This is a genomic window from Streptomyces sp. NPDC048185 (assembly GCF_043202495.1).
Classification (GTDB): domain Bacteria; phylum Actinomycetota; class Actinomycetes; order Streptomycetales; family Streptomycetaceae; genus Streptomyces.
Map to the genome: position 1 here is coordinate 1 of NZ_JBIDAN010000012.1, position 24,458 is coordinate 24,458.

Sequence of the window (24,458 nt, forward strand, 5' to 3'; positions counted from 1 at the left end):
CCCGCGGAGCGGGTACCCCATCGCTGCGCGATGGGCAAACGAACACCCGCGCTGCGCGCGGGTGTTGCGGTCCCGCTCCGCGTGAGCGCTGGCGGGACGCTGCGCGTCCCGCTCACCAGACCGGCTGCGCCGGTCTGGTGACGCTCCGTCCGCTGCGCTCCCGGAGCTGCGGGGGCCTGCGGCCCCCGGTGGTGGACTGTCAGCAGACCGTGGACTCCGCCCCCGGTGAGGCGGAGTCGGGGCCCGGATTGACTCGTGGGAAGAGTGATGGGCCCTCAGGCAGGCGCGTGACGGCGGGTGCTCGGCAGCCTGTGCGGGGCAGCGTGGTGTACGGGCCGGCCCGTAGCGGGAACGGCGAGACGCCGCAGGGCGAGGCTCGCGGTGACGAGCAGGACGGTGAAGACGGCCAGGAGGAGGACGGACACCCACATCTGACGGCTCCCCGGGGCCTGCCAGCCGGTCCAGGCCGCGGACCCTGCCCACAGGAGGATGGCCGCAGTGTAGAAGGAGCGGATGCGGCGCAGTTGCCGCTCGGCCCGCAGGAACTGGATGCGTTCGGTCTTCGGTGCCATGCGGCACCGTGTACCCCGATGTGCGATGCCCACCGGGGTCGGACGAGATCTCGCGGAGGGGATCGGTCGGGGGTTCCGCAAGACTGCATCTCGATGTGATGCAGCATGTAGCATTGGCGTAAAGCAGGGACACCCCAGTAGGCAGGTGTCCGCAACGCCCTGGCAAGGCCGGCGGAGAGGGAAACATGATGGATTCCGATGCGCTGAGGCCGAGCTCTTTTCCCAAAGTGGAGCCGTGGACGCCGGCGCACGAGGCCGTAGAGATGAGTGAGTATGAGACTCTCGCCAGGCTCCTGGACGCTGGGGCCGATCCGGACGAGGTGTGTTTCGGGCTCACGCTGCTGACTCACGCGATCGACACAGAAGGTGACAGTCACCTGCAGTCGGCCCATCCCCTGCACACGGCCGGTACGGCAATCGTGCTGGCGTATGGAGCCGACCCGCGCCTGCCGTCTGCCAGCGGGGAAACTCCGCTGCAGTGCGCCGAGGACTACGACCACGAGCCGGCCACGCGGCTCCTCGAGCGCTTCCTCGCACCGGCGGAAGCTTCAGGGAGTGGGCGTGGAAGTGGTCTCGGGGTTTCCGTCGAGGTGGAGTCGTGGACGCCGGCGCACCAGGCCGTGGAGGTGAGTGACTACGAGGCCCTCTCCATCCTCCTGGACTCCGGGGCGGATCCGGACGAGGTGTGCTTCGGGGACACGCTGCTGACTCATGCGATCGGCCTGGAAGGCGACGCTCACGTACAGACGGACTACCCCCTGAATACGGCCTCCACCGCGATCCTGCTGGCCTACGGTGCCGATCCGCGTCTGCCGGCCATCGACGGAGAGACTCCTCTGCAGGTCGCCGAGTACTACCACCACGAGCCGATCAAGCGGCTGCTCCAGCGCTTCCTCGCCCTGGCCCCGGCGGAGACTCCAGGGAGTGCGCGTGACGAATGACCGCGGGCCTTCGCCCCTCGATCCGGACTCCGCTTACAGGGATGCCTCGATCTACGTGGACGCGGAGGCCGCTCCGCGGGTCGTAGGCCGGCTTCGAGACTTGCTCGGCCTCGTCGAGGACGACGGCGCGGAACTGGTGGTCGGGCCCGTGCGCGTGGAAGGCGAGCCCAACGACTACGCCACAGGCCAGCACGCCCACCCCTTCGACTTCCTTCAGTGGCCGACCGTGCTGGAATGCGAGGCCCCCGCGGGAGCGCCGGCCGAGGCGGTGGTCCAGGCCGTCACAGCCGTGCTCGAAGCACTGTGGCGCGGGGGCTTCAAGGCCGTAACCGCCTGCGACTTCGAGGACGAGCTGCCCGCCCTCGGCGGCATCGACAGGTACCCGCACCCCGCCCCTGGCTCTGGCTCTGGCTCTGGCTCTGGCTCTGGCTCTGGCTCTGGCTCTGGCGGGGCCGGTGCTTCCGTGAGCTCGTGGTGGAGAAACCTGATTTCACCCGGGAAAAGAAAGGATCGAATGTCGTGATCAGTCTCCGGGAGCATCAGGTGACCCAGAAAACGGCCATTCGGGAATGGGTCCGATTTTTTGCAAGATCTTCTGTGCCTGCTAAGGGGGCGCGGGGCACGCTGGTGTCCGCGACCGGGTCGGGCAAGACGATCACGGCTGCCGCGAGCGCGCTGGAGTGCTTCCCGGGCGGGCGGATCCTGGTGACCGTGCCGACCCTGGACCTGCTCGCGCAGACCGCCCAGGCGTGGCGGGCGGTCGGTCATCGGGCACCGATGGTGGCGGTGTGCTCGCTGGAGAACGATCCCGTCCTCACCTCGCTGGGGGTGCGCACCACCACGAATGCGATCCAGCTGGCGCTGTGGGCCGGGTCCGGGCCGGTCGTCGTGTTCGCCACGTACGCCTCCCTCGTGGACCGCGAGGACCCGGAGGACCCGACGGGCCAGCGGACGGTCCGCGGGCCGCTGGAGGCCGCTCTGGCGGGCGGGGAACGGCTCTACGGCCAGCGGATGGCTCCGTTCGACCTCGCCATCGTGGACGAGGCCCACTCAACCGCGGGTGATCTTGGTAGGCCGTGGGCGGCGATCCACGACAACGCCCGCATCCCGGCGGACTTCCGGCTCTACCTCACCGCCACGCCGCGGATCCTCGCCTCACCCCGCCCGCGGAAGGGCGCGGGCGGGACGGAGGTGGAGCTTGCGAGCATGGCCGACGATCCGGACGGCACCTTCGGGGCGTGGCTTCCCGGCGCCGAGCTGGGGCTGTCGGAGGCGATTGAGCGGGGCGTCCTCGCCGGCTTCGAGATCGACGTCCTCGAGATCCACGACCCCTCCCCCATCGTCGGGGAATCCGAGGAGGCGCGGCGGGGCCGGCGCCTGGCGCTGCTGCAGACCGCACTTTTGGAGCACGCGGCGGCGTACAACCTGCGCACGGTCATGACGTTCCACCAGAGGGTCGAGGAGGCGGCGGCGTTCGCGGAGAAGCTGCCGAAGACGGCAGCCGAGCTGTACGCGCGAGATGCCTCGGACGCGGACCTGGCGGCCGCGGAGAAGCTGCCCGTCTCGTCGATCGGCGCGGAGCGGTACGAGCTGGAGGCCGGACGGCACGTGCCGCCGGAGCGGGTGTGGTCGGCGTGGCTGTGCGGCGACCACCTCGTCACCGAACGCCGTGAAGCCCTTCGCCAGTTCGCCAACGGCATCGACGCCTCCGGGCGCCGGGTGCACCGGGCGTTCCTCGCGAGCTGCCGCGTCCTCGGGGAAGGCGTCGACATCACCGGCGAACGCGGAGTCGAAGCCGTCTGCTTCGCCGACACCCGCGGCTCGCAGGTCGAGATCGTGCAGAACATCGGCCGGGCACTCCGGCTCAACCGCGACGGCTCCACGAAGGTCGCACGGATCATCGTGCCCGTCTTCCTCCAGCCCGGCGAAGACCCCACCGACATGGTCGCCTCTGCCTCGTATGCCGGGCTGGTCGCTGTGCTCCAAGGCCTGCGCTCGCACGACGAGCGCCTGGTCGAGCAGCTCGCCTCGCGTGCGCTCACCAGCGGCAAACGCAAGACCCACATCCAACGCGACACCGACGGGCGGATCATCGGGACCAGCGGTGAGATCGAGAGTGAGGACGAGGAGCAGGACGGCACCGGCGGGGCGGTCGAGTCCGCATTGCTCCACTTCTCCAGTCCGCGCGACGCGGCCACGATCGCGGCGTTCCTGCGCACCCGCGTCTACCGGCCCGAATCCCTGGTCTGGCTGGAGGGCTACCAGGCCCTCATCCGCTGGCGGGCGGAGAACCAGATCACCGGCGTCTACGCCGTCCCCTACGACGTCGAGGTCGAAGTGGGGGCGACGAAGACTTTTCCACTTGGCCGATGGGTCCACCAGCAGCGGAAGGCCCTGCGGGCCGGGGAGCTGGAGGAGCGGCGCAAGACGCTGCTGGACGCACCGGAGGCCGGGATGGTGTGGGAACCGGGCGAGGAGGCCTGGGAGACCAAGCTCGCCGTGTTCTGGGCCTACCAGCGCGCCACCGGGCACCTCGCACCCCGGCAGGACGCGGTCTGGGGCGAGAGCGAAGCCGAGGGCCTGGTGCCGGTGGGGCAGCATCTGGCGAATCTGCGGCGGACGGGCGGCCTCGGGAAAGACTCGGAGCGGGCAGCGCGGCGGGCGCAGCAGCTGACCTCCATCGACCCGGACTGGAACTGCCCCTGGCCACTGGACTGGCAACGCCACTACCGCCACCTCGCCCACCTCGCCGCCGACGAACCCAACGGAATCGTGCCCGACATCGCACCCGGCGTGACGATCGACGGCGACGACATCGGACGCTGGCTGAAGCGGCAACGCCGGGACTGGAGACTGCTGACCGCCGAGCAGCAGGAACGACTGTCGAAGCTGGGCGTAACGCCCGCGAAGCAGCCCGCTCCGGCCCCGGCAGCCAGCGGCGGCGGGAAGAGTTCAGCCTTCCAACGCGGCCTGGCAGCACTCGCGCAGTGGGTCGAACGGGAAGGCACCCAGCGGCCCGTCCCGCGCGGCGCGGTCGTGGAGATCCCGGTCGACGGCGAGGCCGAGCCGGTACCGGTGCGCCTGGGCGTATGGGTATCGAACACCCGCGCCAGACGCGACAAACTCACCACCGACCAACTCGACGCCCTGCGAGAACTGGGCATGGAGTGGACGTAGTAGGGGCTGAAGAGTGGCCAGGCAGATCGCTGAGCTGGGAAACAGCAAGGCAGCGAGATGCTGCACCGTACGATCGCGTGACGAGCAGCATGCCGCAGGAAAGGGACCGGCCGTGGACGAGCAGAACGAGGCCGCGAAGCAGCCCGACGAGGAGTACGCCGAGGAACACTTCGCGGAACTGGCCCGGTTCCTCTTCGCCCGCACAGACCCCCTGCTGATGAACCGCCCCGAGGACCCCGAAACGGACCGAGCTGCCCAGGCGCTCAACAACGCGGTACGCGCCCTGCTGGGCCAGGCACGGGCCCACCGCGAATGGGGCAACGAGCCCGCCCTCGCCGGCACGTGGGACACCCTCACCACCATCGCCCAGCAATGGCAACACCACCCCGACTTCCTCACCGACTGGGAATGGGAGTAAACCCGGCACAACACACGGCACCGGCGCGGCAGCCAACCACGCCGCCAGACAGCGCGAGCGATACCCCGCCCAACGCCAGTTCCCTCAGGTGGGTGTGCACGCTCAACCGCACCCACTACTACGCGCAGGAAGTTGTCGAGGCGTTCTGGGCTGCCTGGACGACGGAAGCCGGCACCGGCCGTCTCCGAGCTGCCGGGCGGCGCCCCGGTGACGGCCGGGGCAATCAGGGCGGTGGGCACAGCCGAGCCCGCCGCCAGCGCGCTGTCGCCATAGTGCTCGCCGAACTGCGGCAGGCCGGCGGATACCGGCGCGGCATGGCCGCCCGCCTGGCCCGCGAACACGACGGCGCCGAACGCAGCTGGCAACGCGCCATGACCGAAGCCCGCGCCCAGTACGAGCAGGGGCACGACGGCACGGTCGAGGGCCGCAGCCGAGCGGGCGGTGCCTTGACCGCCGACGCGATGCGCACGCCTTCTGTACGCTTTCCGGTCAACCGAAATAGGGGACAGGGCTGGCGGGCTGGACCGGGGAGACACGAGCCGCACCCCACTGACACAGCCCCCACCCAACCACTGGCACCGGCGCCCAGGGTCAACCGGAGCACCCCGCGTCGGCGGGGAGGACCTGCGCGCCACCGGAGCACCCCCGCGTCGGCGGGGCGGACGTGTCATCCCAGTCCGGGTGAAGCACCTTCACCGGAGACCCCCGCCGACGCGGGGGTGTGCCGCAGACCAAGCACCTCGCCCAGCCCGCCCTCTTGTTCTCCCCGCCAGCCCGCGGGGGAGTTCCGCTGGTGCGGTAGTCGCGGGCTTCCGCCTCGTCGTGCTCCCCGCCGACGTCGCCGTGGTCGGAGCCGACTCCGGCGGCCGCGGCACCTTGTTGGCGAGCCTGGCGTCACGCTGCAGGCAGCCCGTTGCGCTCCAGGCGGCCAGTGCGCCCCCGCCACCGCCCCGCCGCTGACAGAAGGGCGGGGCGGTGACTATGCAGCGGGCTAAGGAGGCCGACCTAGCGCGGCAGGGGCGGCGAGAGGTGTTCTACATCGATCTCCTCGCTACGAAGGACCCTTTCATATGCAATGTCACGGATTGTGGTGATTTCTGCATCGATCTTGCCCTCCGCGACGGCGTTGAGGACGTCGCTGGGAGCCAATGGGTCCGGCTGGCAATCGGCAACGAGGGACTGACCGAATCCCTCCCAAAGCCACAGCCTCTCGCCCCTGTCGCCAGAGGCGCCGACCTTGACGAGCCGTTCTGCGATGGCAGCTGGCCGCTGACTGACGTTGCCCTCTTCGTCCCACAGCCATTGCGCCAGCTCTGCAGGAGGCTCAGGCATCTCGTCCTCGAGGACCACAGGCAGAAGACCCGGCTTCACGATCACGAGAAGCGTCAGCTGATACGGCGGACCGGCATCCCAACTCGGTGCACACTCCAGGCGCAGGGATTCCACCCACTCGTCGAGGACGAACCCGAGCGGGCTGCTGGTCTTGCCGGCCTTGCGGATCACCGAACGCTTGAGTGGCTCCAGCCACGGCACAACCGCGTCGGGGAAGGCGAAGCGAGAGAAACGACGGCCCACCCGCATTCCGAAAACGCGCAGGGCCGCTACGTCTGCGACGCCTCTCTGCGGTGCGAGGAGCGCCACGTGTGCCTTCGAAATCGTGGCGATGTGGTCCAGGTCGGCGAAGGCGTCGGGCCCAGCCTCTGGCACGGCCACGTATCCGGGCATGGCCCCCTTCGCTGCCTGCTTCACCAGGCTCGCCGGCAGCCTGACGATGGGGGCGACCTGGAGGTACGCCTTGTTCGGCTGTACGACGTCGCACGTCTGGCTGATGATCGCTACTCCGTCCGGAGTCGAATGCCAGATCACTTCGCCTGAAGGACCGCGTAGCGGGATGCGATCCGCCTTCAGTACGTCCGCCTGCTGGAAGTCAGAGAGATCTGTTGGTGTGCTCGACAGTGAGGTCGGCGTGTCCAGCTGGTCCTCTACTGCCCCACCCGCAGGGACGGATGGCTCAGCCATGTTGCGATTGCCCCCCGCTACTCGTCAGCTATCCCCAGCAGCCCCGCCGGTGTGTAACCAGAGCCGCTGAGCGGCTGCCCAGGGCAACGATGCTCGTACAAGAATCGCTCAATCGGTGTCACTCCGTCAGCTCTTGGCGTAAAAAGCCAGGCTCTGCGTTCCTCAGCCGAAACGCCCGGGGCCGAGTTGACGAGGCGGAGCAGCTCTCCCAGGAGCTCCGTGTTCCGAGCATTCATCCGCTTGCCTGATGCCCACATGTGCACAGCCCGCCGGCTGACGCCGAACAGCTTCCCAAGTTGGTCCCAGGTCAGGCCCGAATGATCGTGGAGATGCGAGACCGACGCGGCGGTGGTTGTACGAGCCGAGGCCGGCTTCTCCCTGGTCGGGGTGGGAGCTAATTCTCCCCCTGCTGGTGAACCGTGGCCCACCTGGGGCGTGTAGGTGTGTCTTTCCAGAGGCGTTGTTGCCTCAGCAGGGGCAGCCGCAGCGCCAAAGGTCATGCTGCCTGCGAGACAGGCTGCTGCCACAGGGCCGGCCACCCAGATACGAACGCGGGATGGGAGGGCAGCCGCGCGAGGCTCGGCTGCCTGGCTGTACTGCGTCGACGTAGCGGTGTACGGCCCGGGGTTCAGCAGGATGCCGGTCATGGCTGGCCACCGAAGTGGCTCAGGAACTCAGGGGTGACAGCCCAACGGAACAGGGTGTGAGCGCGTTCAGCGCAGGCCACCGCAGCCTTATAAACCGCATCGGCGTCTCCGGGTAGCGCCTGACGCGGGTCCGGGAACTCCTCGTAGGAGTCCAGGTCCAGCACCCAGCTCGGCTCACCCACCGGGGGGAGCGTGGGGTCGAAGCTGCTGTCCTCTGGGAGGAGGCCGAACTGAACAAGCAGCTTCCCCGCCTCGTCAATAGACAGGAGTGACTGGGACAGCGTGTAAGAGAGGTGGGTGCCGCTGCCCAGCGGGGCTCCGACCAGACCAAGGAACTCGGGATGGATGAGCTTGGTCAGTTGGCTGAGCGTTTCGGCACTGGTCAGACGGTTGGTGTAGCGCACTGCGACACGGTTGTAGGCAGGGACTCGGGTCACAGCCTGGAGCGCTCCCGCCAAGCGGGCCAGCTCGCCGCAAAAGGCTGTACGCCCTTGGTAAGTCGCGGTCTCAAGGGTCAGCGCCCCGTTGGTCAAGGCGACGACGCTTTGGCGGTCCGCGGACCGCAGACGCCACACTTTGCCGACCTCGGCTTGCTGTATCGGCTGGCCAGGGGTGAAGAGCAGGGTCTGTTCAACGCCCTGCTCGATGAATGGGTAGGTCTCGGACAGTTCCTTGACGAAGGCCTGCACGGCCTCGTCCCCTGAGGCCAGCACTGACAGTGTGCCGAATCGCAGCTGCCCGATCACCCTGGCCAGGGGTGCGTCAGGCAGCGGTACGTCATCGACCAGTACCCGCTCGAAAAGCGCTCCCCGCTCAGTCCCGTCCACACTTCACACTCTACTTCTCACTAACTGGGCTGTCAGCCGCCCCAGGGCCGAGTGGGTGATTGTTACCTCTCATCTGCTTACGCGGGGAGCCCAAGCCAGCCAGACTGCTTGGGCATGCGACGAATCGGTTGCCGGTGACGTGCTCTGAGCCGAGATCGCGAACCTGGTCGATTCAGGTATCACCCCTGGTCATCACCCTCACCAGACACACTCCTCGCCCGGTTGCCGCTCGCGGCCGAGGCCTCGACGCGTCGTAGAACAGACACTGGGTCTTCACCGGTTCTCCACCTGACGCATGATGGTCGTTCAGTATCAGACGTCATGGGGGGACCATGAACATCCGTAGAACCGCCTGTGTTGCTCTTCTCGTCGCAGCGAGCGCGACCGGCTGCAGCAACGATCCAAGCGGCAATAGGGCACCGACGACCACGACCGACCAGTCCTCCAAAGCGCCAACTGCGTCGGCCGCCGCTACGGACCATACGGAGAGCCGGTCGCTCGAGCTCGGCGTCGGTCACCAGTGGACGGACACGGACTATGACGGCAGTCCTCTTAGCGGCACCACAACCGCGATCAGCTACACGCAGCCCGCGACTGGCGTCGACCTCCCTGACGAGGTCTCCGATTTTGAGAACCCCGTCTGGGCCATCCTCGAAGTCAAGGTCTGCGCCGGCAAGGACAGCTCCACACTGAACGTCTCCCAAGGACCCTGGGCCCTGGGCTTCCCCGACGACACCCGCCTGCAGGCACCCGGCACCAGCGGCTCAGGGGTACCCAAGCCTGAATACCCCAGCGGCGACGGCGCCCTCGTGAAGGCCGGTACCTGCCTTCGAGGGAAGATCACGTTTTCGGTGGAGGAAGGTACCCGGCCCAACGAGATCATCTACGCCCCCGAGGGCAAGGACCCCGTCGAGTGGGCGGTACCCAAGGCGTAGCAGGGAGGTGGCGCCCGCTGGTCGGCAACCCACCCGTATCCCGACCACCGCCACCCTCGTCGTGCTCCCGTTCACGCTCTCCACGTCCGAGTCGGACAGCATCCGGGCGTGCCTTCGACCCGCTGACCACCTGGGGAAACAGCAACGGCCATGCAGGTGAGCGCTCGCCGGAAAAGGATTCGGACGGCCTGAATGCCCTTGCCAGCCGATCCCGCCCTGCAAGGGGACGGGAATACTGCAAGGAGCAAACATGCAGCCCAAAGACCTCTCCGTTCACCGGAAGACCCTCAGGCGCCACGCTCGGACAGCGGCCATCCATGTGATCAAAGGCGCATGCACCGCACTCGGCACCATCCTCATGACTGCCGTAATCGCCTGGCTGCAACAGTGACGGCCTTATGCCGCAGGGACCGCCCGCCGCACCCCCATTGCTTTGCACACGCGGCGGGCGGCAGGTGCGCACGTGACCATGACCGCACCAGGCCGCATCCCTACAGGTCGAACTGCACATGCTCGACGTCCGTGAACTCGACCTGCCTGTGGGCGGCGGTCGCCGTCGCGGCAGTAGATCTCGCTGAGGCCTTCGACCGCGAGGTCGCGCAGCTGCTGTTCGCCGGCGCCTGTGTCCCCTGGGCGCAGATGCGGAACTGCCAGCGTTGGCGTACGGCGTCCTCCAGGCACCGCCGTGGTCGGCGGGACCATCCCCGCAGGTGCGGGGAGCAGCTCGCCGGTGGCGTCATCACCATCCAGGGCTGGGGACCATCCTCGCCGGTGCGGGGAGCAGCTGGGTACGCCGTTCTTGGCGTTGAGGTCCCAGGGACCATCCCCGCGGGCGCGGGGAGCAGGTTCGGGGGACAGCGCCCCGAACAACCCAGGGGGGACCATCCCCGCGGGTGCAGGGAGCAGCGGCACGTCCAACAGGTGCGGGTGCCGGTGCCGGGACCATCCCCGCGGGTGCGAGGAGCAGACGCCGTCGATCTCGCGGGCGTCGGGGTGGCCGGGGCCATCCCCGCGGGCGCGGGGAACAGTGGAGATGGGCAGCACGTCAGGTCACCGTGCCGGGACCATCCCCGCGGGCGCGGGGAACAGGCGCACTCGGCCCCGTCCCGGGAGTGCGGCACGGGGCCATCCCCGCGGGCGCGGGGAGCAGACTGTGTCCGCCAAGCGGAGAGCCTCGCTCGCGGGACCATCCCCGAGCACGCGAGGAGCAGCAGGTACGGATCTCCTCGGTATCGCCGGCGCAGGGGTCATCCCCGCGAGCGCAGGGAGCAGTACGCGCTTCCTGCGCTCGCCCGGTTCGGATCGGGGCCATCCCCGCCGGAGCGGGGAGCAGGACGACCAGCGCGACGGGTACGTGCGGCCCTGGGGACCATCCCCGCGGGCGCAGGGAGGAGCCCAGAGGGATCTCCGCCGGCACCTCCAGGCCGGGGCCATCCCCGCGGGCGCAGGGAGCAGCGGCAGTTGCAGGTGGTCGAGGTGGCCCGCATGGACCCATCCCCGCGGGCGCGGGGAGCAGTAGACGACACCGGCCCGCAGGTTCCGGACCCGGGAACTATCCCCGCGGGTGCGGGGAGCAGGCGCCGACCTCATCGGGCGCTTCGACGATCACGGGACCATCCCCGCGGACGCGAGGAGCAGAGCGGGTTGGTGGCGTAGTCGGTGAACCGCTGGGGACCATCCCCGCAGGTGCAGGGAGCGGGAGACCCGGTCGCTTCGGTCGCTGGTGCGGGCGGGACCATCCCCGCGGGCGGCGGGGAGCAGGAGGAGGTCTACCGCTGGTCGACGCCGTTCATGGGTCCATCCCCGCGGATGCGGGGAGCAGGTCAGCAGGCTGTAGACCAGGGGTGCCGCGAAGGGACCATCCCCGCGGATGCGGGGAGCAGAGACTACAGGACCCATCGTCGCACCCGCGGGGACCATCCCATGGGCGCGGGGAGCAGGGGATGGAGCGTCTCACCGACGACCTGGATGTCCTCGCCGACCGCCTGGAGAGCGAACTGGCCGACGGCGGGTGTGTCCTGGTGATCCGGAACACGGTCAAACGAGTACTGGAGACCGCTCGCGCTCTGCGTGACCGGTTCGGCGTCTGAACGTGACCATCGCCCACTCGTGCTTCGTCGACCTCGACCGGGCGGACAAGGACAGCGCGCTGCTCCGGCCCTTCGGTCCCTCTGAGTCCCTCAGACAGGGACCACCGCGTGCAGAAGGCTCACGTCCTGTTCAGCGCACGAGGATCAGCCCGCAACTGTAGGCACGCGCGTGGCCAACACCCTGGGTGAGGGCAGCGACGAACGTTCTGGGGTCAGTCACCGTGAGAGTGCCTTTGATTTCCGCACGAGCGATGCGTAGACCCTTGTGTGGTGCAGGACTAGAGACTCTCGGAAGCATGCGCAAAGCGAGACGCTCGGTGTCCGCGTCAGCGCCGATGCGAGTGACTCCATTGGGGGCGACCGCAGGTTCACCGGAAGGTTGCAGACGGTGCGAGAACCACGTCCTCACGTGCTCGGGGCGGGTATGGGCGACGCGGGTGCCGCGCTTCTTCATCGGTGAACCCGGCGCGGGTGGAATGTTGCGAACAGGATTGACGACCGTACGGAAGTCGACACGGTCACCGGTGCGGAAAGTGCGGTCTACGGTGAGGGTCTCCGGTGGCTCGGCCAGGGCTCCCTGGGGGATATTGTTCCAGTCGGCGGGGACGGACGACTGAACTACCAGGTTGAGCCGTGCCTGTCGGAGATCGACGGTCCAGGTCGACAGGACGCCCATCTGGGCACGGGCGTCACGACTGCCGTCGTCCACCCAACCGAGGAAACCGCTCATGACGGTCCGGTGCATGTCGTGTGCGTCGATGAGCGACTTGGCGGTGAGAGGATGTCGGGCGTCCAGGGTCAACAGGGTCTGTGTGGTGACAAACCTAGCGGCACCACCCGGACCTGAAGGCGCATGCGACGTGGCGGTTGTCGTGTTCACAGGATGATGTCCCATCCGCGGGCGTGTGAAGCAATGGTGATGCGGTGGCGGGTCTCCCAGCGGAGACTGTGGGCGCCTCCGTCAGCGCCGAACCGTACGGGCTGGTCCGATAGGGGACCGATGCCAGGGAGTGGTCGCGGGCTTTCGATCCAGGCCCACGGGCGTATGCCTGTCACCGGAGTCGGCGGCTCGCCTTCGTAGTAAGGCTCTTCCGGGAGCAGGGCGTGCGTCTCGAACGCTTCTCTGAGGGTGCCTGGGATGACGCCCAAAGCAAGGTCTCCTGAGGGCGGACAGGCCTTACGACCGAGCCAGAGCAGGCGCTTGGGATGCTCCAAAGCGTGAGCGATCCGCTCCAGAAGTGCGGTATCGGGGTGTTCCAAGCCGACGAGAAAGGCAGCGTCGGCGAGATACCAGCGTTCCGTGATCAGAGCGTGGCGGCGGACCTCTCCGGAGACGAGGGCTCCCGACCTCGGGTCTGCGGTGACGTACTTCGGAGAGCCGTACCAGGATTCCAGTTCTCCGCGGCCGAACGGGCCGGGCTTGGAGCTCTCCGGTGTCGAGGCCGTCGCAGCCTTCACGGCGCGCTGGTGGTCGGTGAGGAGGTCCCGGGGGCGCAGAGGATAGGTTCCTCCGCCGACTGTGTGATAGTCGCGAAGCGGCGTGCCGGGCCGGTCGGCGCGGACCCCAAAGAGAACCTCGGCGAGTTCCCCGAGGGGCTCCTCCCGGGGGAGGCCGAGAGCTGCGGCGCACAAACCGATCACGCCGGACTTCGTGGGACGGCTGTGTGTGTCACGGCGGGCGAATCGGCCGGTGAGGCCCCATGACTGCAGAGGTCCGGCCAGCCGAATGAGCAAGACGTGCGGTTCGTTCACGGGGTGAGGTCCTCGGCTCGCTCCACCACGGTCAGCGACTCCGGCAGTTCCAGTTCCTCCAGGAGCGTGTCGATCTCGGGGTCGTACGTGAGCACCCGTACAGTGCGCAGGTCGTCGCGGCGGCGGCTGACGAAGTTGTGGTGGCGCAGCAGCCTGCGAACGGCCGCGGGGCCTGCCGGCCCCTCCCCGCCTGCCGACACGGGACCTTCATCTACCGGCCGCTGATAAGCGGACGCGTAGTTGTAGGGGCGTTCTCCCTCGAATGCGAGAACGAGTGCGGGAAGCGACCCGGTGGACGCGGTGGAGTTCTTTTTTGCCTCCGGAAATGCTTCTACGAAGGCGTTCACGAATTCTTTCTCCGCCTCGGATGCAGCTGTCTCGGCCTCTTGCTCGTCCATTCCGGCCGCCTGCAGGTTGGTGCGCAGCTGTGTACGGTCGAGGACGGCGTGCCGGTAGAAGGTGCCGGAGATCAGCGACTGGTATCCGGTCATGCCGGCGCCTGCGTCGTCGGCGGCGTCGAGGAAGCTGAGGGCGTTGCGCTTGCGATCCAGCTTTGCGTCGTCGGCCGCCGCGTAGAAGTCCTCGATCTGTTCGGCTTCGTGCACGGTGAAGGCGTGCCCGGTCTGGACGGCGCCGTCGACGTTCGGGGAGTCGGGGATCTCGGCCAGAAAGCGGCCGTAGAGAGCGATGTCCACGGCGTCGCGGGGGGCGAGGGCAAGTAGGACGGCGTCGCGCGTGGCCTTGGGCAGCGGCGGCAGGGAGACGGACGCCGCGGCTTCTGCCGTGGACGTCTCCTCCGCCTCTTCCGTCTCCGGTGAGGCTGCGGTCTTCTTCCTGGCCGCTCGACGGGACTTCTTCGCCGCCTCCGCGCGGGCTTGGGCTTCGAGGTAAGCGTCGAGCCACTCCTCGACCTCTGCCGCATGCCCGGCGATGTGGTCTGCGATCCTCGATGCGGCATCGGACGGTGCGAAGACGAGCACCTTCGTCAGATTGGCCACCGTCTTCTTCTTCGGGTCGCCGAATTTGAGGCCGCTCGCCTCCATCACAGCGCGGGCCGTGACCAGGGCCTTCGCCTTCTCCCAGCCGTGGGCAGACTCGAGTTCGCGTCCGGCCAGGAGCGCCCATTCCCGGGTGCGGACACCCATGCTCCGTCCCTTGAGCGCCCCGCGTCCTGCGTTGGCTCGGTTGCGGGCGTGGACCCGCTCGGCGCGCCTGCGGGCCTGGCTGGTGATCATGTGGCGTTCCACGCCTCCGAAGACGAGGGTCTTGGGCTGCGCGTTCTCGTCGCGCACCGGGAGGACCGCCGCCATGGTCTCGATGAGGTGCAGCGAGAGGAATTGGCTCCGAAGTGCCTCGGTCACGAGCTGGTGTCCTTCCGCGTCGTCGGTTTGCTCTTTGCTTCCCGGCCTCGTGCCGGCGGGGTGTGGAACTCGACTGACCACCGGTAGGCGACGCGCGCCTTGCGGTCGTTCCACTTGATGAGGTCTTCGGTCAGTCCGGTCCAGGACGGGGGCGGCTGTTCGCAGGACCGCAGCCGGGTGACCGCATGCTGGAGGTGGCGCCAGGGAATGCGCCGGCTGGCGACGATCCGGTCCAGTAGGCGCTGGGCTCCGGGGTTGTCGGGCCCGCGTCCGGTGCCGTCTCCGATCCGGCGGGCTGCGGCGCCGAGGCTGGCGTGGCCGTATGAGGGCACGGGATGCCCTTGGTGGTAGATCGCGAACAGGAAAGCCATTCGCTCGAACAGGTCTCGGTGGTTGTCGCCGCCGTACCAGCCTGCGCGGATGTGGGCGTTGGTGCCGCCTCTGGCCCGGCGCAGCTCGGCGAGGGTCCCGTACTCGCGGTTGCGGACGAGGGTGGTCAGCCAGACCGTGAGTGCCGCGCTGTCGTGCGGGAATCGAGGCTGTTGCGGATCTGTGCTGGCGGACGGGTCGTGTTCAGTCACGGGCGATCTCCCCTCGTAGTTCGGCCGGAGCTCGGTCACCGGACATGGCGTCTTCGAAAAGCCGCACGGCGCGGGCCCGCGCACGGTGGTTGCGGTCGCTGGGCGGCAGGGCGTCGAGGCGTTGGAGCATCTGGGTGCGGGCCGTCGTCATCAAGCCCATCGCGTACTCGATCAACGGTTCGGAGACCGGGTCGTCGTCCTCCGGCCCTCGGTCGATCACCTCGTCCAGTAGTTCATGGAAAGGGTCCTCGGCCGCGGGCCAGAAGGCCCATCGGGCGTCGAGTCGCGCCACCTGACCGGCCTCGTCCGCCCCCCGCATGGCTGGAAAGGCAGTCTCGGCGGCCACGATGGCCGCGTGCTTCAGACTCCACGCGATGTATTCGGCGATGTCGGAGCCTCTGCGGGAGGCTCGGTAGAGGTGGGCGGCCATGCCTGGGGCGTAGGGGTAGGCGCCGTGGGTCCAGGTGACCGGCAGCGTCTTGTTGGCCAGCAGTCCCACGGCCCAGAGCTGGTAGGGGGCCCCCGCGCCCTTTCGTTCATATGGGAGGGACCGCAGCCGCGCGTACATTCCGATCCGGTCGTCCCTGACAGCGCTGTAGAGGGCGTGGGCCTGTTGCCAGAGAGCCCTGCTGGGGGACGGCCACAGCGGCTTTCGCACGCCGTTCGTCGTCTTGCTGAACACGGCGTCCTGGAGATGGCGTTCCGGGTCGAGCTCGAGGATCTCGCCGGCGCCGATCAGGACCCGGTCGACCATGATCTGCCCATGCGTTCCGCGTGCCGAACGTAGGAGCACGGACCGCCCGAGGGCGCTGTGGAGGTCCGCAGAACTCCGCGGCACCCTGGGCTTCGCCTTCTCGGTGAACGTGCGCCGTTCAATGCCGTCGGTGGTCCAGGTGGTGTTGAGGGGCTCTCCCGGCCCGTCGGGCGGGTAGAGGTTCAGGCGCAGGGTCTCGCCGAGTGTCTGTCCCAGGGCAACGACGCGGATCCTTCCCGTGAGCCGGCCTGCTGCGAGGTTGGTGACTTTGGCGCCGAGCCGTTTCCCGGGCATGCGGGCCCGCCCGTAGGGGCCGTAGACGTGTTGCGTGAGCGTGGCGCGGAACGCGTCCGCCGCCGGGAGCGGGTTGTCGAGCTCCAGGTGGTGGTGGTCGAAGTGCTGGTTGTAGTCACCGGCGTGTTCGATGACCAGTTGCGCCGTTCCTGTGCCGCTCTCGTCGAGATCCGCCGCCAGCTGGGAGTTCTGTACCAGGGGCGCCGTGGGGTGGAACAGGTCCCAGGCGTCGTCCGGCTGGCGCTCCAGCCAGACGGCTGCCGGCGAGAGGTCCTGCTTGCCCACGATCCAAGCCCGCCATTCCTCGTCCGAGGACGGGCAGACGCCGGCGGCGAAGCAGATGGCCAGCAGGTGCTCGAGGACTGCGACGTTTTCGCCGGGTGAGGCGCAGTCGAGGGCGGCCAGTTCATCGGCCTGCGCGAGGAGAGCGCACAGGGAGTGGTGCGCGGTCGCGCCATCGACGGTCACAGTAGGTATGCAGGGCATCCGACGCGGGTCCCAGCTGAGACGCTGCCCGGGGGGCCTGGGAGGGGGAGCTTCGGACAATTCCTGGCTACCCTTTCGGTCATGGACAGTGGACATGGAACCGATTCCGTCGAACGGCGCAGAAGCCAGCAACGGTGATCATTGCCGAGAGGCCGTTCTCCGGAATCAGCGCCCCCTTTTCGTCAAGGGATGGAACAACCCCCGCACCTGCGGGGAAGAACTCAGACAGAGCCCTCGAGGCCGTCGACGGACCATTCCCGCTGTCTGCGGATACGCTCCTCTGGTTTGCGCTCGACTCTCCTTTTCGAAGAGGCACCTGGCTGTCGACCTGGAGCCGGACGGATCGGGCACTTACAGTGGGAGATTGCCGAAGGATCGGCAGTCTCGGCAGGGCCGCACCGGCAGGCCGGCGAGGCTGTCGAGCGGTTCCCGTCCCGCGCGCACGGAACGGGAACCGCTCACTGCCGGGACAGGCCGTTCTTGGCGCACTCTTCGCGCCAAGAACGGCCGTCTACCAGAGGTGGTCGACTAGCTTGCCCACCACCGCGGCAGCCACGATGAGAACCAGCTCCCATCCATGGCGTCCCAGCCACTCGCGTGCAGCTTCGCTCATAACATCCTCCGTGTCGGGGCCTCCGGCCCTGCGGTTGCAGAGCAGGGGGCGCCGATACGGCTTATGGCAGAAGTCCGCACGGGTGCATTTGTACCTCAACGCCGCGTCTCCTCGGGCGAGTTTGCGTATATGGATCTTGCGGGATACTCGGCAGATGCTCTTGAGGCTGTCGAGTTGGGTCGAACGACGGCGTGGTGTTTGTGATTGTCGCCCGGGGTCCCGGGCCCAGGCGTGGGCTCTGCCCCGCGCGAGGACTCCAGTCGCCTGCCACTCACCGCGGCCGACGACGCACGAGGATGGTGAGGGTGGTGCGCGCGTCCTTGCGGCGTTCCGGGGTGCGGGCAAGGACGGATACGAGGGCCACGACGAACAGGACGCCCGTGTACAGCAGGCCGGCGCACCCGCTCAAAGCTGCGGCATAGTAGAGAAGTTGGGGGATCTCGGACACGGGCCATCCTTCTGTTTCAGGAGCCGAACTCGGCTGGGGCGGTGATGGCTCCAGAGTCGCGAGGCCGCGGGACAACGGACAGTTGCACCTTCTGCCGCGCGGCGATTTCCGCAAGTCAAGCGGGAGATTTTTGACGACGCCGACTGGAATTTGCGCCGTCGCGGGCCGGGAGGGGAACGGTGACCGATACGGGGACAGCCGCGCGCGAGGAACTGGGCACCATGCTGACGCGGCTGTGGGAGGCCGCGGGGCAGCCACAGGCTCATGCGCTGGGGCTTCCTCCTTCCACTTTCCGCAACTGGTGCAGGGGGGAGACGGCCCCCTCAGCCGAGAGAACGGACCACTTCTGGTCTGTGGTGGAGAGGTTGCAGCAGGTGGCCTCCCACCCGGTCCACACGCATACCGAGTGGGAGGCCGCCTTGCGCGCGGCCCAACAGGAAGGGGCCAGGAGGCGGCACCAGCAGATCGTCCTTGTCCGGGAAAGGGACCCGCACCACCGTTTCGTCCGCCCGCACGGGCCCGCCGTCGCAGCCGGCGTGGACGAAGTCCGTGGGCGGGAGCGCGAGCGGAGAGCCATGAACGCGTTCGTCAGGGACTCAAGTCCTGCGGCGCCGTCGTACCTGTGCTGGCACGCCGACGCCCCTGTGGGCAAGACCGCCCTGCTCGCCGATTACGTACAGCGGCCGCCGCGCGGCACCGACATCCTGAACTTCTTCGTCTCCGCGGCGCATGCCACCGACACACGGGCCGCATTCGAAATGCACATGTCCGATCAGATCGGGGCGTTCCTCCGATCACCTCAGCACTGTGCTCCCAGTGGTGTCCGGCAGTGGAAGCACCTCTTCGCCGCAGCCGCCGAGAAGAGCGTGCAACACGGGCGCAAGCTCCTGCTGGTGGTCGACGGTCTCGATGATGACGTGGCCTGGTCAAGGCCCGCTGCCGACGACAAAAAGCATGCGGCCGCAGGCGCAACCGTTCAGAGCGCCGTCCGTGGAAGCATCGCCGCGCTCCTGCCCGCTGTTCCGCCCCCCGGTATGCGCATCATCGTCTCCTTCAGGCGCGGTGTGCGCTTTCCCGACGACCTCCCCGCCCGGCATCCGCTGCGTCAACACAAGCACTTGCGTGCTCTGGCCCCTGTCGGAGAAGCAGCGCAGGCCCGGCGGACGCCGCCGGACACCACCGCTCTGGGGACGACGGTGGCGGGACTACTCGCCGCGGCGGGCGGCGGTCTGCGCACCGCGGACCTGTCGGAGCTGGCCGGGATCCCGGCCGACCGGCTCGACCGTCTGGTGCAGGGGCCGAAGGGGCGCTCCCTCGTCCTCGACGATCCGGTGTTCCAGACGTATGCCCTGGCTGAGCCCGGTCTCGTCCAGGCGGTTCGTGAAGACTTGGGGGACGAGGGGATCGCCCGGCACACCCGTACGCTGCTCGCCTGGTCCCACAGATGGCGTACGGCGGGCTGGCCCGCCGAGACGCCTCCGTACCCCTTGGCGCATCAGCTCCGACTGCTGACCGGCACCGCAGAACGTGCCGCCTACGTCCTCGACCTGCCCCGACTGCGCCGACTCGCCTCCACCGCCGGCCCGGAAGCCGCTCTCGCACAACTGGACGCACTCGAGGAAGAGATCAGCCCCCGAGACATCGCCCCCGACAGCCTGGCAGTGCTCGTTTCGCTCACCGCGGCGCGCACGGTCCTGCGCAGACAGTCACGCGAGGTGCCTCCCGGTGCTCCCGCCCTCCTCGTCCGGCTGGGCATGGTGGAGCGCGCTCGCAGCCTGGCCCGTTCCGCACCGGCCTCGGCCGCAAGAGCCCTGCATCTGGCGGACGTGACAGTGGAGATGACCCGCGCGGGGCAAGCAGGAGCCGACACCGTCGCGCGCGAGGCAGCCGGCTGGCTCACCCGCATCCAGCAGGGCTTCCCCGGTACCCACCAGGACCCCGAGACGTACACACGGCTCCTCGAAGCCGCCCGCACGCTCGTGTCACTGAACAGCCTCGGCGCCGCCCGAACGCTGCTGCGGGCCGTGGTCCGAGATCAGGCGGCCGGGACCGAAGCACTCACCGAAGCGGCCGGACTGCTGGCCACGGCCAAGGACACGGAGGGCGTTACGGCATTGCACGAACGGGCGGAGACCCTGAACGAGGGCAACACGCGCGGCCGTGCGGCCGCGGTGGACCTCTGGGGAGCGCTGGCACAGGCCATGCCCTCGCTCAGCAGTGACGCCGGTGATCGCATCATGGCCATCTGCGAGGAGTTCGGCCCCGGAGACGGACTGGACGCGGTCGACGTACTGGCCCGCGCCGCATCGGCGCTTGTCCGACTGCCTGCAAGCCGGCATGCCGCGGCTCGCGCACTAACACGAAACGCACTGGTCCGGCTCAACGAGGCGCTGGCCGCCCCCCACGCACTGTCCGACGACGATCAGGCCCACCTCGGTCGCGAACTGGCCGGAACGCTGGCACGTCTCGCTCAGGCGGTGGACGACACCATGCCCATGAGGAACGCCCTGGACGACATCGACCGCCTGCTGAAGTCCCTGCCCGGACAGCTGCGCATCGGCGTGCTCGGCGATGTCATCCCGGAACGGGCGCAGACACTCGCCGAGGCCGGTGAGGAACGCAGGGCACAACAGGCCCAGGTTGCCTCGGCCGCCGCCAAGGAAGAGAAGAACGCGTCCCGTAGAGCCAAGGACGCAGAGCGTAAAGCGCTGGCGGCATCGCGAAGGAATGACACAAAGACACGAAGTACGCAAAGGAAGACCCGACCTGCACCAGCAACCCGGCGCGCGCACAGGCATCGGCCGTCCACAGGTCTACCTCTCTCCGGCAACGGCCCGCTGCCCGATCACGTCCTTCTGCTCCAGGAAGCGGACGGTCAACTGGGCGCAGGCAATCTTTTGCGCAGCCGGGAGCTGCTGGAAACCGCCCTGCGACGCTCACCCCTCTCGTCCTCGCGTCCGCCCGTCCCGGAAGATTGGACAGTGGACCTGTCACAAGCTCTGGGTTCGGCAGGCGAGTTCAGTGCAGCGGAAGAACTCACCGAATACCTGCCAGGCACACAGAACCGTGTCCTTCACCTGGCGGCCCTCTCCCTCGGATGCTCTCTCGGAGGGCACAGATACGAAGGAGACCGCTATGCCCACCAGGCAGCACGCCTGCTCTCCGACAACACCGATCCCGTCCTGAGGAACGTCGTAGCCCGAGCCCTCGCCTATGCCGGAGACGGGCCTGCGGCATCGGCCACGGCAGCGGGACGTACCGCCGCGGAAAAGCGGCAGGCACTGACAGCCGTCGCGGCTGGGCTCACACCTCACAGCCCCGAGGAAGCGGCACGTATCGCCGAACCCCTCACCAAGGCCCTGACACGGCGGATCGATACAGGAAGCCCCTTCCGGGTCCTGCCGGAACTAGCAGCGCTCCTGCTCGCCTACCCGGACATCCGGCACCCCAGCCCACAACTACGCGAAGCGCTCCAAATCGCCTCACTCCGCATCACTGACACGCCCCCACCATGGCACGCACCGTCGATGACCGTCCTCACCCTGCTGGAACAGCTCGGCTACATCCCGGAAGAGAACACCCACGTCGTCGCGGGCATGACCAGCAGATGGCAGCGCTCGCTCCAGCCCGGGCAAGAACCGTACGCAGAACTCGCCCTGCTCTCCACCATGAACGGTGACACCACCACTCTCCGGCACCATGCCAAAACGGCACGGACACCAAACGGGCAAGCAGCGGCGCTCTACACAGCCGCGGCATACCTTGCTGGCACGCCAGTAGCCCTAGCCACAGACAGCCAAGCCGGCGACAAAGCGGTCCGCACCTGCCTGGCACTCGCCCGGACATCCAACGACACCAACCCTCCCGACCAGACGGCGGCACGGCACATCATGCGGAGGCTCCTGAAAACCGACGCATGGACCCGCACCATCCCGCTACTCCCCCAACTCGCCCCCGGAGCGCTGGCACACCTGAGCATGATCGCGCAAGACCTCGACCCTCACACAAACCCACCGGAAACCGCAGACAACCACCCCAGCCACGAAAACACCAACAACAATAAAGACGCCAGCAACACTTGAACCACGCTCCCCGCATCCGCAGGGATGGCCCCCAGACCGGCTGAGCGTTCAAGGACCGGGTCGTCCGCTCCCCGCACCCGCGGGGATGGTCCCGCCACGGCGTGCACGACGCCGTCCAGGGCGTCCTGCTCCCCGCACCCACGGGGTTGGTCCCCAGCATCCTGCCGGTCAGGCTCACGAGCCCCTTCTGTTCCCCGCACCCGCAGGGATGGTCCCAAGGGCCGCATCCGGGCTGCCAAGCTGGTAAACTGCTCCCCGCACCCATGGGGATGCTCCCATCGCCGAAGCAGGCCGGCTCGTCGGCACAGCCTGCTCCCGGCACCCGCGGGGATGGTCCCTCCGCCGGCACACGGTTCAGGACCTCGTTGTTCTGCTCCCCGCACCCGCGGGGATGCTCTCGACCGGCAGAGCTTCGGAGCCGCCGAGGTCGTCTGCTCCCCGCACCCGCGAGGATGGTCCCGCCCCGGTGGCCCACCCAGCGGTGAGACTTCTCCTGCTCCCCGCGCCCGCGGGGATGGTCCCAACGCCGGATCCGGGGCCGCGGCGGTCGCCGACTGCCCCCGCACTCGCGGGGATGGTCCCGAAGAGGTCGCCGACACGACCGCTTTCGACAGCTGTTCTCCGCACCCGCGGGGATGGTCCCCCGAGCGTCGGCATCGGTCCGGCGCTGCCCGCCTGTTCCCCGCACCCGCAGGGATGGTCCTAGGAGAGGTCGGTGCGGAGGTAACCGCCGGCCCTGCTCCCCGCACCCGCGGGGATGGTCCCGGTTCGGGGGACCGCGCCCCGAACAACCCAGGCTGCTCCCCGCAGCCGCGGGGAATGTCCCACCTTCACGTCGAGTTCCATGATCGGACGGTCCTGCTCCCCGCACCCGCGAGGATGGCCCCAGGCCGTCGTACTCCCCGCACCCGCGGGGATGGTCCCGCCCGCCCGTAATTACCCTGGAACCGGGCGATCTGCTCCCCGCACCCGCGGGGATAGTCCCCGTCAGCCACTCAGGCTTGGACCCTGTGTCCACTGCTCCCCACACCCGCGGGGATGGTCCCGACTGCCGGTATCGCGTGGTCAAGCGCGGCCGCTGCTCTCGCACCCGCGGGGATGGTCCCTCCCGGACGGTGTACGTGAAGCGGGACATGTCCTGCTTGCTCCCCGCACCCGCGGGGATGGTCCCGGCAAGGCCCGCCGATGAGCACCACCACCGTCCTGCTCCCCGCGCCCGCGGGGATGGTCCCAGCGCAGGGAACTGGCTGACGTGGGGCCGCATCTGCTCCCCGCGCCCACGGGGATGATCCCGCGCGGCTGCTCCGGCTCCGGATTGTCGGCCTCTTCTCCCCGCAACCGCGGGGATGGTCCCCGTTCGAGGGACCAGTCCTTGCCCTTGGCGTCCTGCTCCCCGCGCCCGCAGGGATGTTCCCCGGGTCATGAACGCCAACCCGGTGATGCTGGTCTGCTCGCCCCACCCGCGGGGATGGTCCCACCGACGACGTGCTCTTGCTGTAGGTGACGGTCTGTTCCCCGCGCCCGCGGGGATGGTCCCTGCATCATGCGCGGTGCCATGAACGTGCACCACTGCTCCCCGCACCCGCGGGGATGGTCCCGGCGCCTGGTCGAGCGGCTCGACCCGTCGTACCTGCTCCCCGCACCCGCGGGGATGGTCCCCTCATGGCCGCCATGAAGTACGGCGCCTTTAACTGCTCCCCGCGCGGGGGATGGTCCCGGCCGCGTCTGCGGCTACAAGAAGGGGTGCCCCTGCTCCCCGCGCCCGCGGGGATGGTCCCGACCACGGCGACCCCGGTGCGGTCGACACCCGCTGCTCCCCGCGCCCGCGGGGATGGTCCCCTGCACGATGCCGCGAAGTCGATGGGCGACGTCTGCTCCCCGCACCCGCGGGGATGGTCCCGTGCCGATGATGCCGCCGCCCTCGGGCACCGCCTGCTCCCCGCACCCGCGGGGATGGTCCCCCAGTCGGCCATTCCCCGGGCCCTGCCAGGCCCTGCTCCCCGCACCCGCGGGGATGGTCCTGTCTCCGGCGACGCGCTGAAGGTCGCGGAGACCTGCTCTCCGCGCACGCGGGATGGTCTCTCCCGGCGGGACTCGAGTCCCGGCTGGGGCGCCTGCTCCCCACGCCCCATGGGGATGGTCCCTACGAAGACATCGACACCGCGGGCACGGACCTCTGCTCCCCGCACCCGGGTCCCATAGGTCCCGCGGGGATGGTCCCTCAGTGAGCGACGTGCTCATCTTGTTCACGTTCTGCTCCCGCACCCGCGGGGATGGTCCCGGCCAGGCCGCCACGCGCGCTGCCCGCACGGGCTGCTCCCTGCACCCGCGAGGATGGCCCCTCGACGACGGCGGCGGTGAGCTGCTTCTGCAACTGCTCCCCCGCACCCCGCGGGGATGGTCCCGGCCTCGAAGGCAGCATGAAGCGCTTCGACGCTGCTCCCCGCACCCGCGCGGATGG

Annotated in this window: 16 protein-coding genes; 7 read left to right on the forward strand and 9 right to left on the reverse strand. The window is 68.8% G+C overall.

The genetic code is table 11. The annotated features are described in order from the left end of the window. Positions 1–275 precede the first annotated feature (275 nt). Positions 276–572 (reverse strand): hypothetical protein, encoded by a 297-nt coding sequence (locus tag ACGF3H_RS28830; RefSeq protein WP_362499656.1) that lies wholly within the window; start codon positions 570–572, stop codon positions 276–278. A 185-nt stretch (positions 573–757) separates the two neighbouring features. Between ACGF3H_RS28830 and ACGF3H_RS28835 the strand changes: the two genes are divergently transcribed. The 4 genes from ACGF3H_RS28835 (at position 758) to ACGF3H_RS28850 (ending at position 5,108) form a co-directional block, all read left to right on the forward strand. Beyond that, positions 758–1,513: a hypothetical protein gene (locus tag ACGF3H_RS28835; protein ID WP_362499658.1), complete on the forward strand. Its 756-nt coding sequence runs from the start codon at positions 758–760 to the stop codon at positions 1,511–1,513. Then, on the forward strand, positions 1,503–2,036 hold the full coding sequence (locus tag ACGF3H_RS28840; RefSeq protein WP_393816551.1) for a hypothetical protein: 534 nt from the start codon (positions 1,503–1,505) through the stop codon (positions 2,034–2,036). The genes ACGF3H_RS28835 and ACGF3H_RS28840 overlap by 11 nt, the downstream gene beginning before the upstream one ends. After that, positions 2,033–4,690: a Helicase associated domain protein gene (locus tag ACGF3H_RS28845; protein WP_362499662.1), complete on the forward strand. Its 2,658-nt coding sequence runs from the start codon at positions 2,033–2,035 to the stop codon at positions 4,688–4,690. Before ACGF3H_RS28840 ends, ACGF3H_RS28845 begins: the two co-directional genes overlap by 4 nt. A 112-nt stretch (positions 4,691–4,802) precedes the next feature. After that, complete coding sequence (locus ACGF3H_RS28850) at positions 4,803–5,108, forward strand: hypothetical protein (protein ID WP_362499664.1); 306 nt, start codon at positions 4,803–4,805, stop codon at positions 5,106–5,108. Between the two features lie 1,005 nt (positions 5,109–6,113). Here ACGF3H_RS28850 and ACGF3H_RS28855 read toward each other — a convergent pair. Further along, positions 6,114–7,127: a hypothetical protein gene (locus ACGF3H_RS28855; protein ID WP_362499665.1), complete on the reverse strand. Its 1,014-nt coding sequence runs from the start codon at positions 7,125–7,127 to the stop codon at positions 6,114–6,116. Positions 7,128–7,770: 643 nt separating this feature from the next. Then, positions 7,771–8,601 (reverse strand): TIGR04255 family protein, encoded by an 831-nt coding sequence (locus ACGF3H_RS28860; RefSeq protein WP_362499667.1) that lies wholly within the window; start codon positions 8,599–8,601, stop codon positions 7,771–7,773. 332 nt (positions 8,602–8,933) lie between these two features. On the opposite strand from ACGF3H_RS28860, the gene ACGF3H_RS28865 reads away from it, so the two are divergent. Both ACGF3H_RS28865 and ACGF3H_RS28870 read left to right on the forward strand, forming a co-directional pair. Then, positions 8,934–9,536, forward strand: coding sequence for a hypothetical protein (locus ACGF3H_RS28865; RefSeq protein WP_362499669.1), 603 nt, complete (start codon positions 8,934–8,936; stop codon positions 9,534–9,536). A 1,943-nt stretch (positions 9,537–11,479) separates the two neighbouring features. After that, the gene (locus ACGF3H_RS28870) at positions 11,480–11,626 is read left to right on the forward strand and encodes a hypothetical protein (protein ID WP_362499670.1); all 147 of its coding nucleotides are present in this window, start codon (positions 11,480–11,482) and stop codon (positions 11,624–11,626) included. Positions 11,627–11,756: 130 nt separating this feature from the next. Here the strand turns inward: ACGF3H_RS28870 and ACGF3H_RS28875 are convergent, their stop codons facing one another. The 6 genes from ACGF3H_RS28875 to ACGF3H_RS28900 all read right to left on the reverse strand — a co-directional run bounded on the left by ACGF3H_RS28875 (position 11,757) and on the right by ACGF3H_RS28900 (position 17,915). Then, positions 11,757–12,428: a type I-E CRISPR-associated protein Cas6/Cse3/CasE gene (locus ACGF3H_RS28875; protein WP_362499672.1), complete on the reverse strand. Its 672-nt coding sequence runs from the start codon at positions 12,426–12,428 to the stop codon at positions 11,757–11,759. Between the two features lie 74 nt (positions 12,429–12,502). Further along, entirely contained in the window at positions 12,503–13,378 is an 876-nt protein-coding gene (gene cas5e, locus ACGF3H_RS28880) for a type I-E CRISPR-associated protein Cas5/CasD (protein ID WP_362499674.1), read from the reverse strand. Next, positions 13,375–14,670, reverse strand: coding sequence for a type I-E CRISPR-associated protein Cas7/Cse4/CasC (locus tag ACGF3H_RS28885; RefSeq protein ID WP_393816552.1), 1,296 nt, complete (start codon positions 14,668–14,670; stop codon positions 13,375–13,377). Before ACGF3H_RS28885 ends, cas5e begins: the two co-directional genes overlap by 4 nt. Positions 14,671–14,735: 65 nt before the next feature. Further along, positions 14,736–15,320, reverse strand: coding sequence for a type I-E CRISPR-associated protein Cse2/CasB (gene casB / locus ACGF3H_RS28890; protein WP_362499676.1), 585 nt, complete (start codon positions 15,318–15,320; stop codon positions 14,736–14,738). Further along, a complete protein-coding gene (locus ACGF3H_RS28895) occupies positions 15,313–16,836 on the reverse strand; it encodes a type I-E CRISPR-associated protein Cse1/CasA (RefSeq protein ID WP_362499677.1) in 1,524 nt (507 codons plus the stop codon). Before ACGF3H_RS28895 ends, casB begins: the two co-directional genes overlap by 8 nt. A gap of 902 nt (positions 16,837–17,738) precedes the next feature. Continuing rightward, entirely contained in the window at positions 17,739–17,915 is a 177-nt protein-coding gene (locus ACGF3H_RS28900; RefSeq protein WP_355247275.1) for a hypothetical protein, read from the reverse strand. A gap of 575 nt (positions 17,916–18,490) precedes the next feature. On the opposite strand from ACGF3H_RS28900, the gene ACGF3H_RS28905 reads away from it, so the two are divergent. Further along, the gene (locus tag ACGF3H_RS28905) at positions 18,491–21,997 is read left to right on the forward strand and encodes a hypothetical protein (RefSeq protein WP_362499679.1); all 3,507 of its coding nucleotides are present in this window, start codon (positions 18,491–18,493) and stop codon (positions 21,995–21,997) included. Positions 21,998–24,458 lie beyond the last annotated feature (2,461 nt).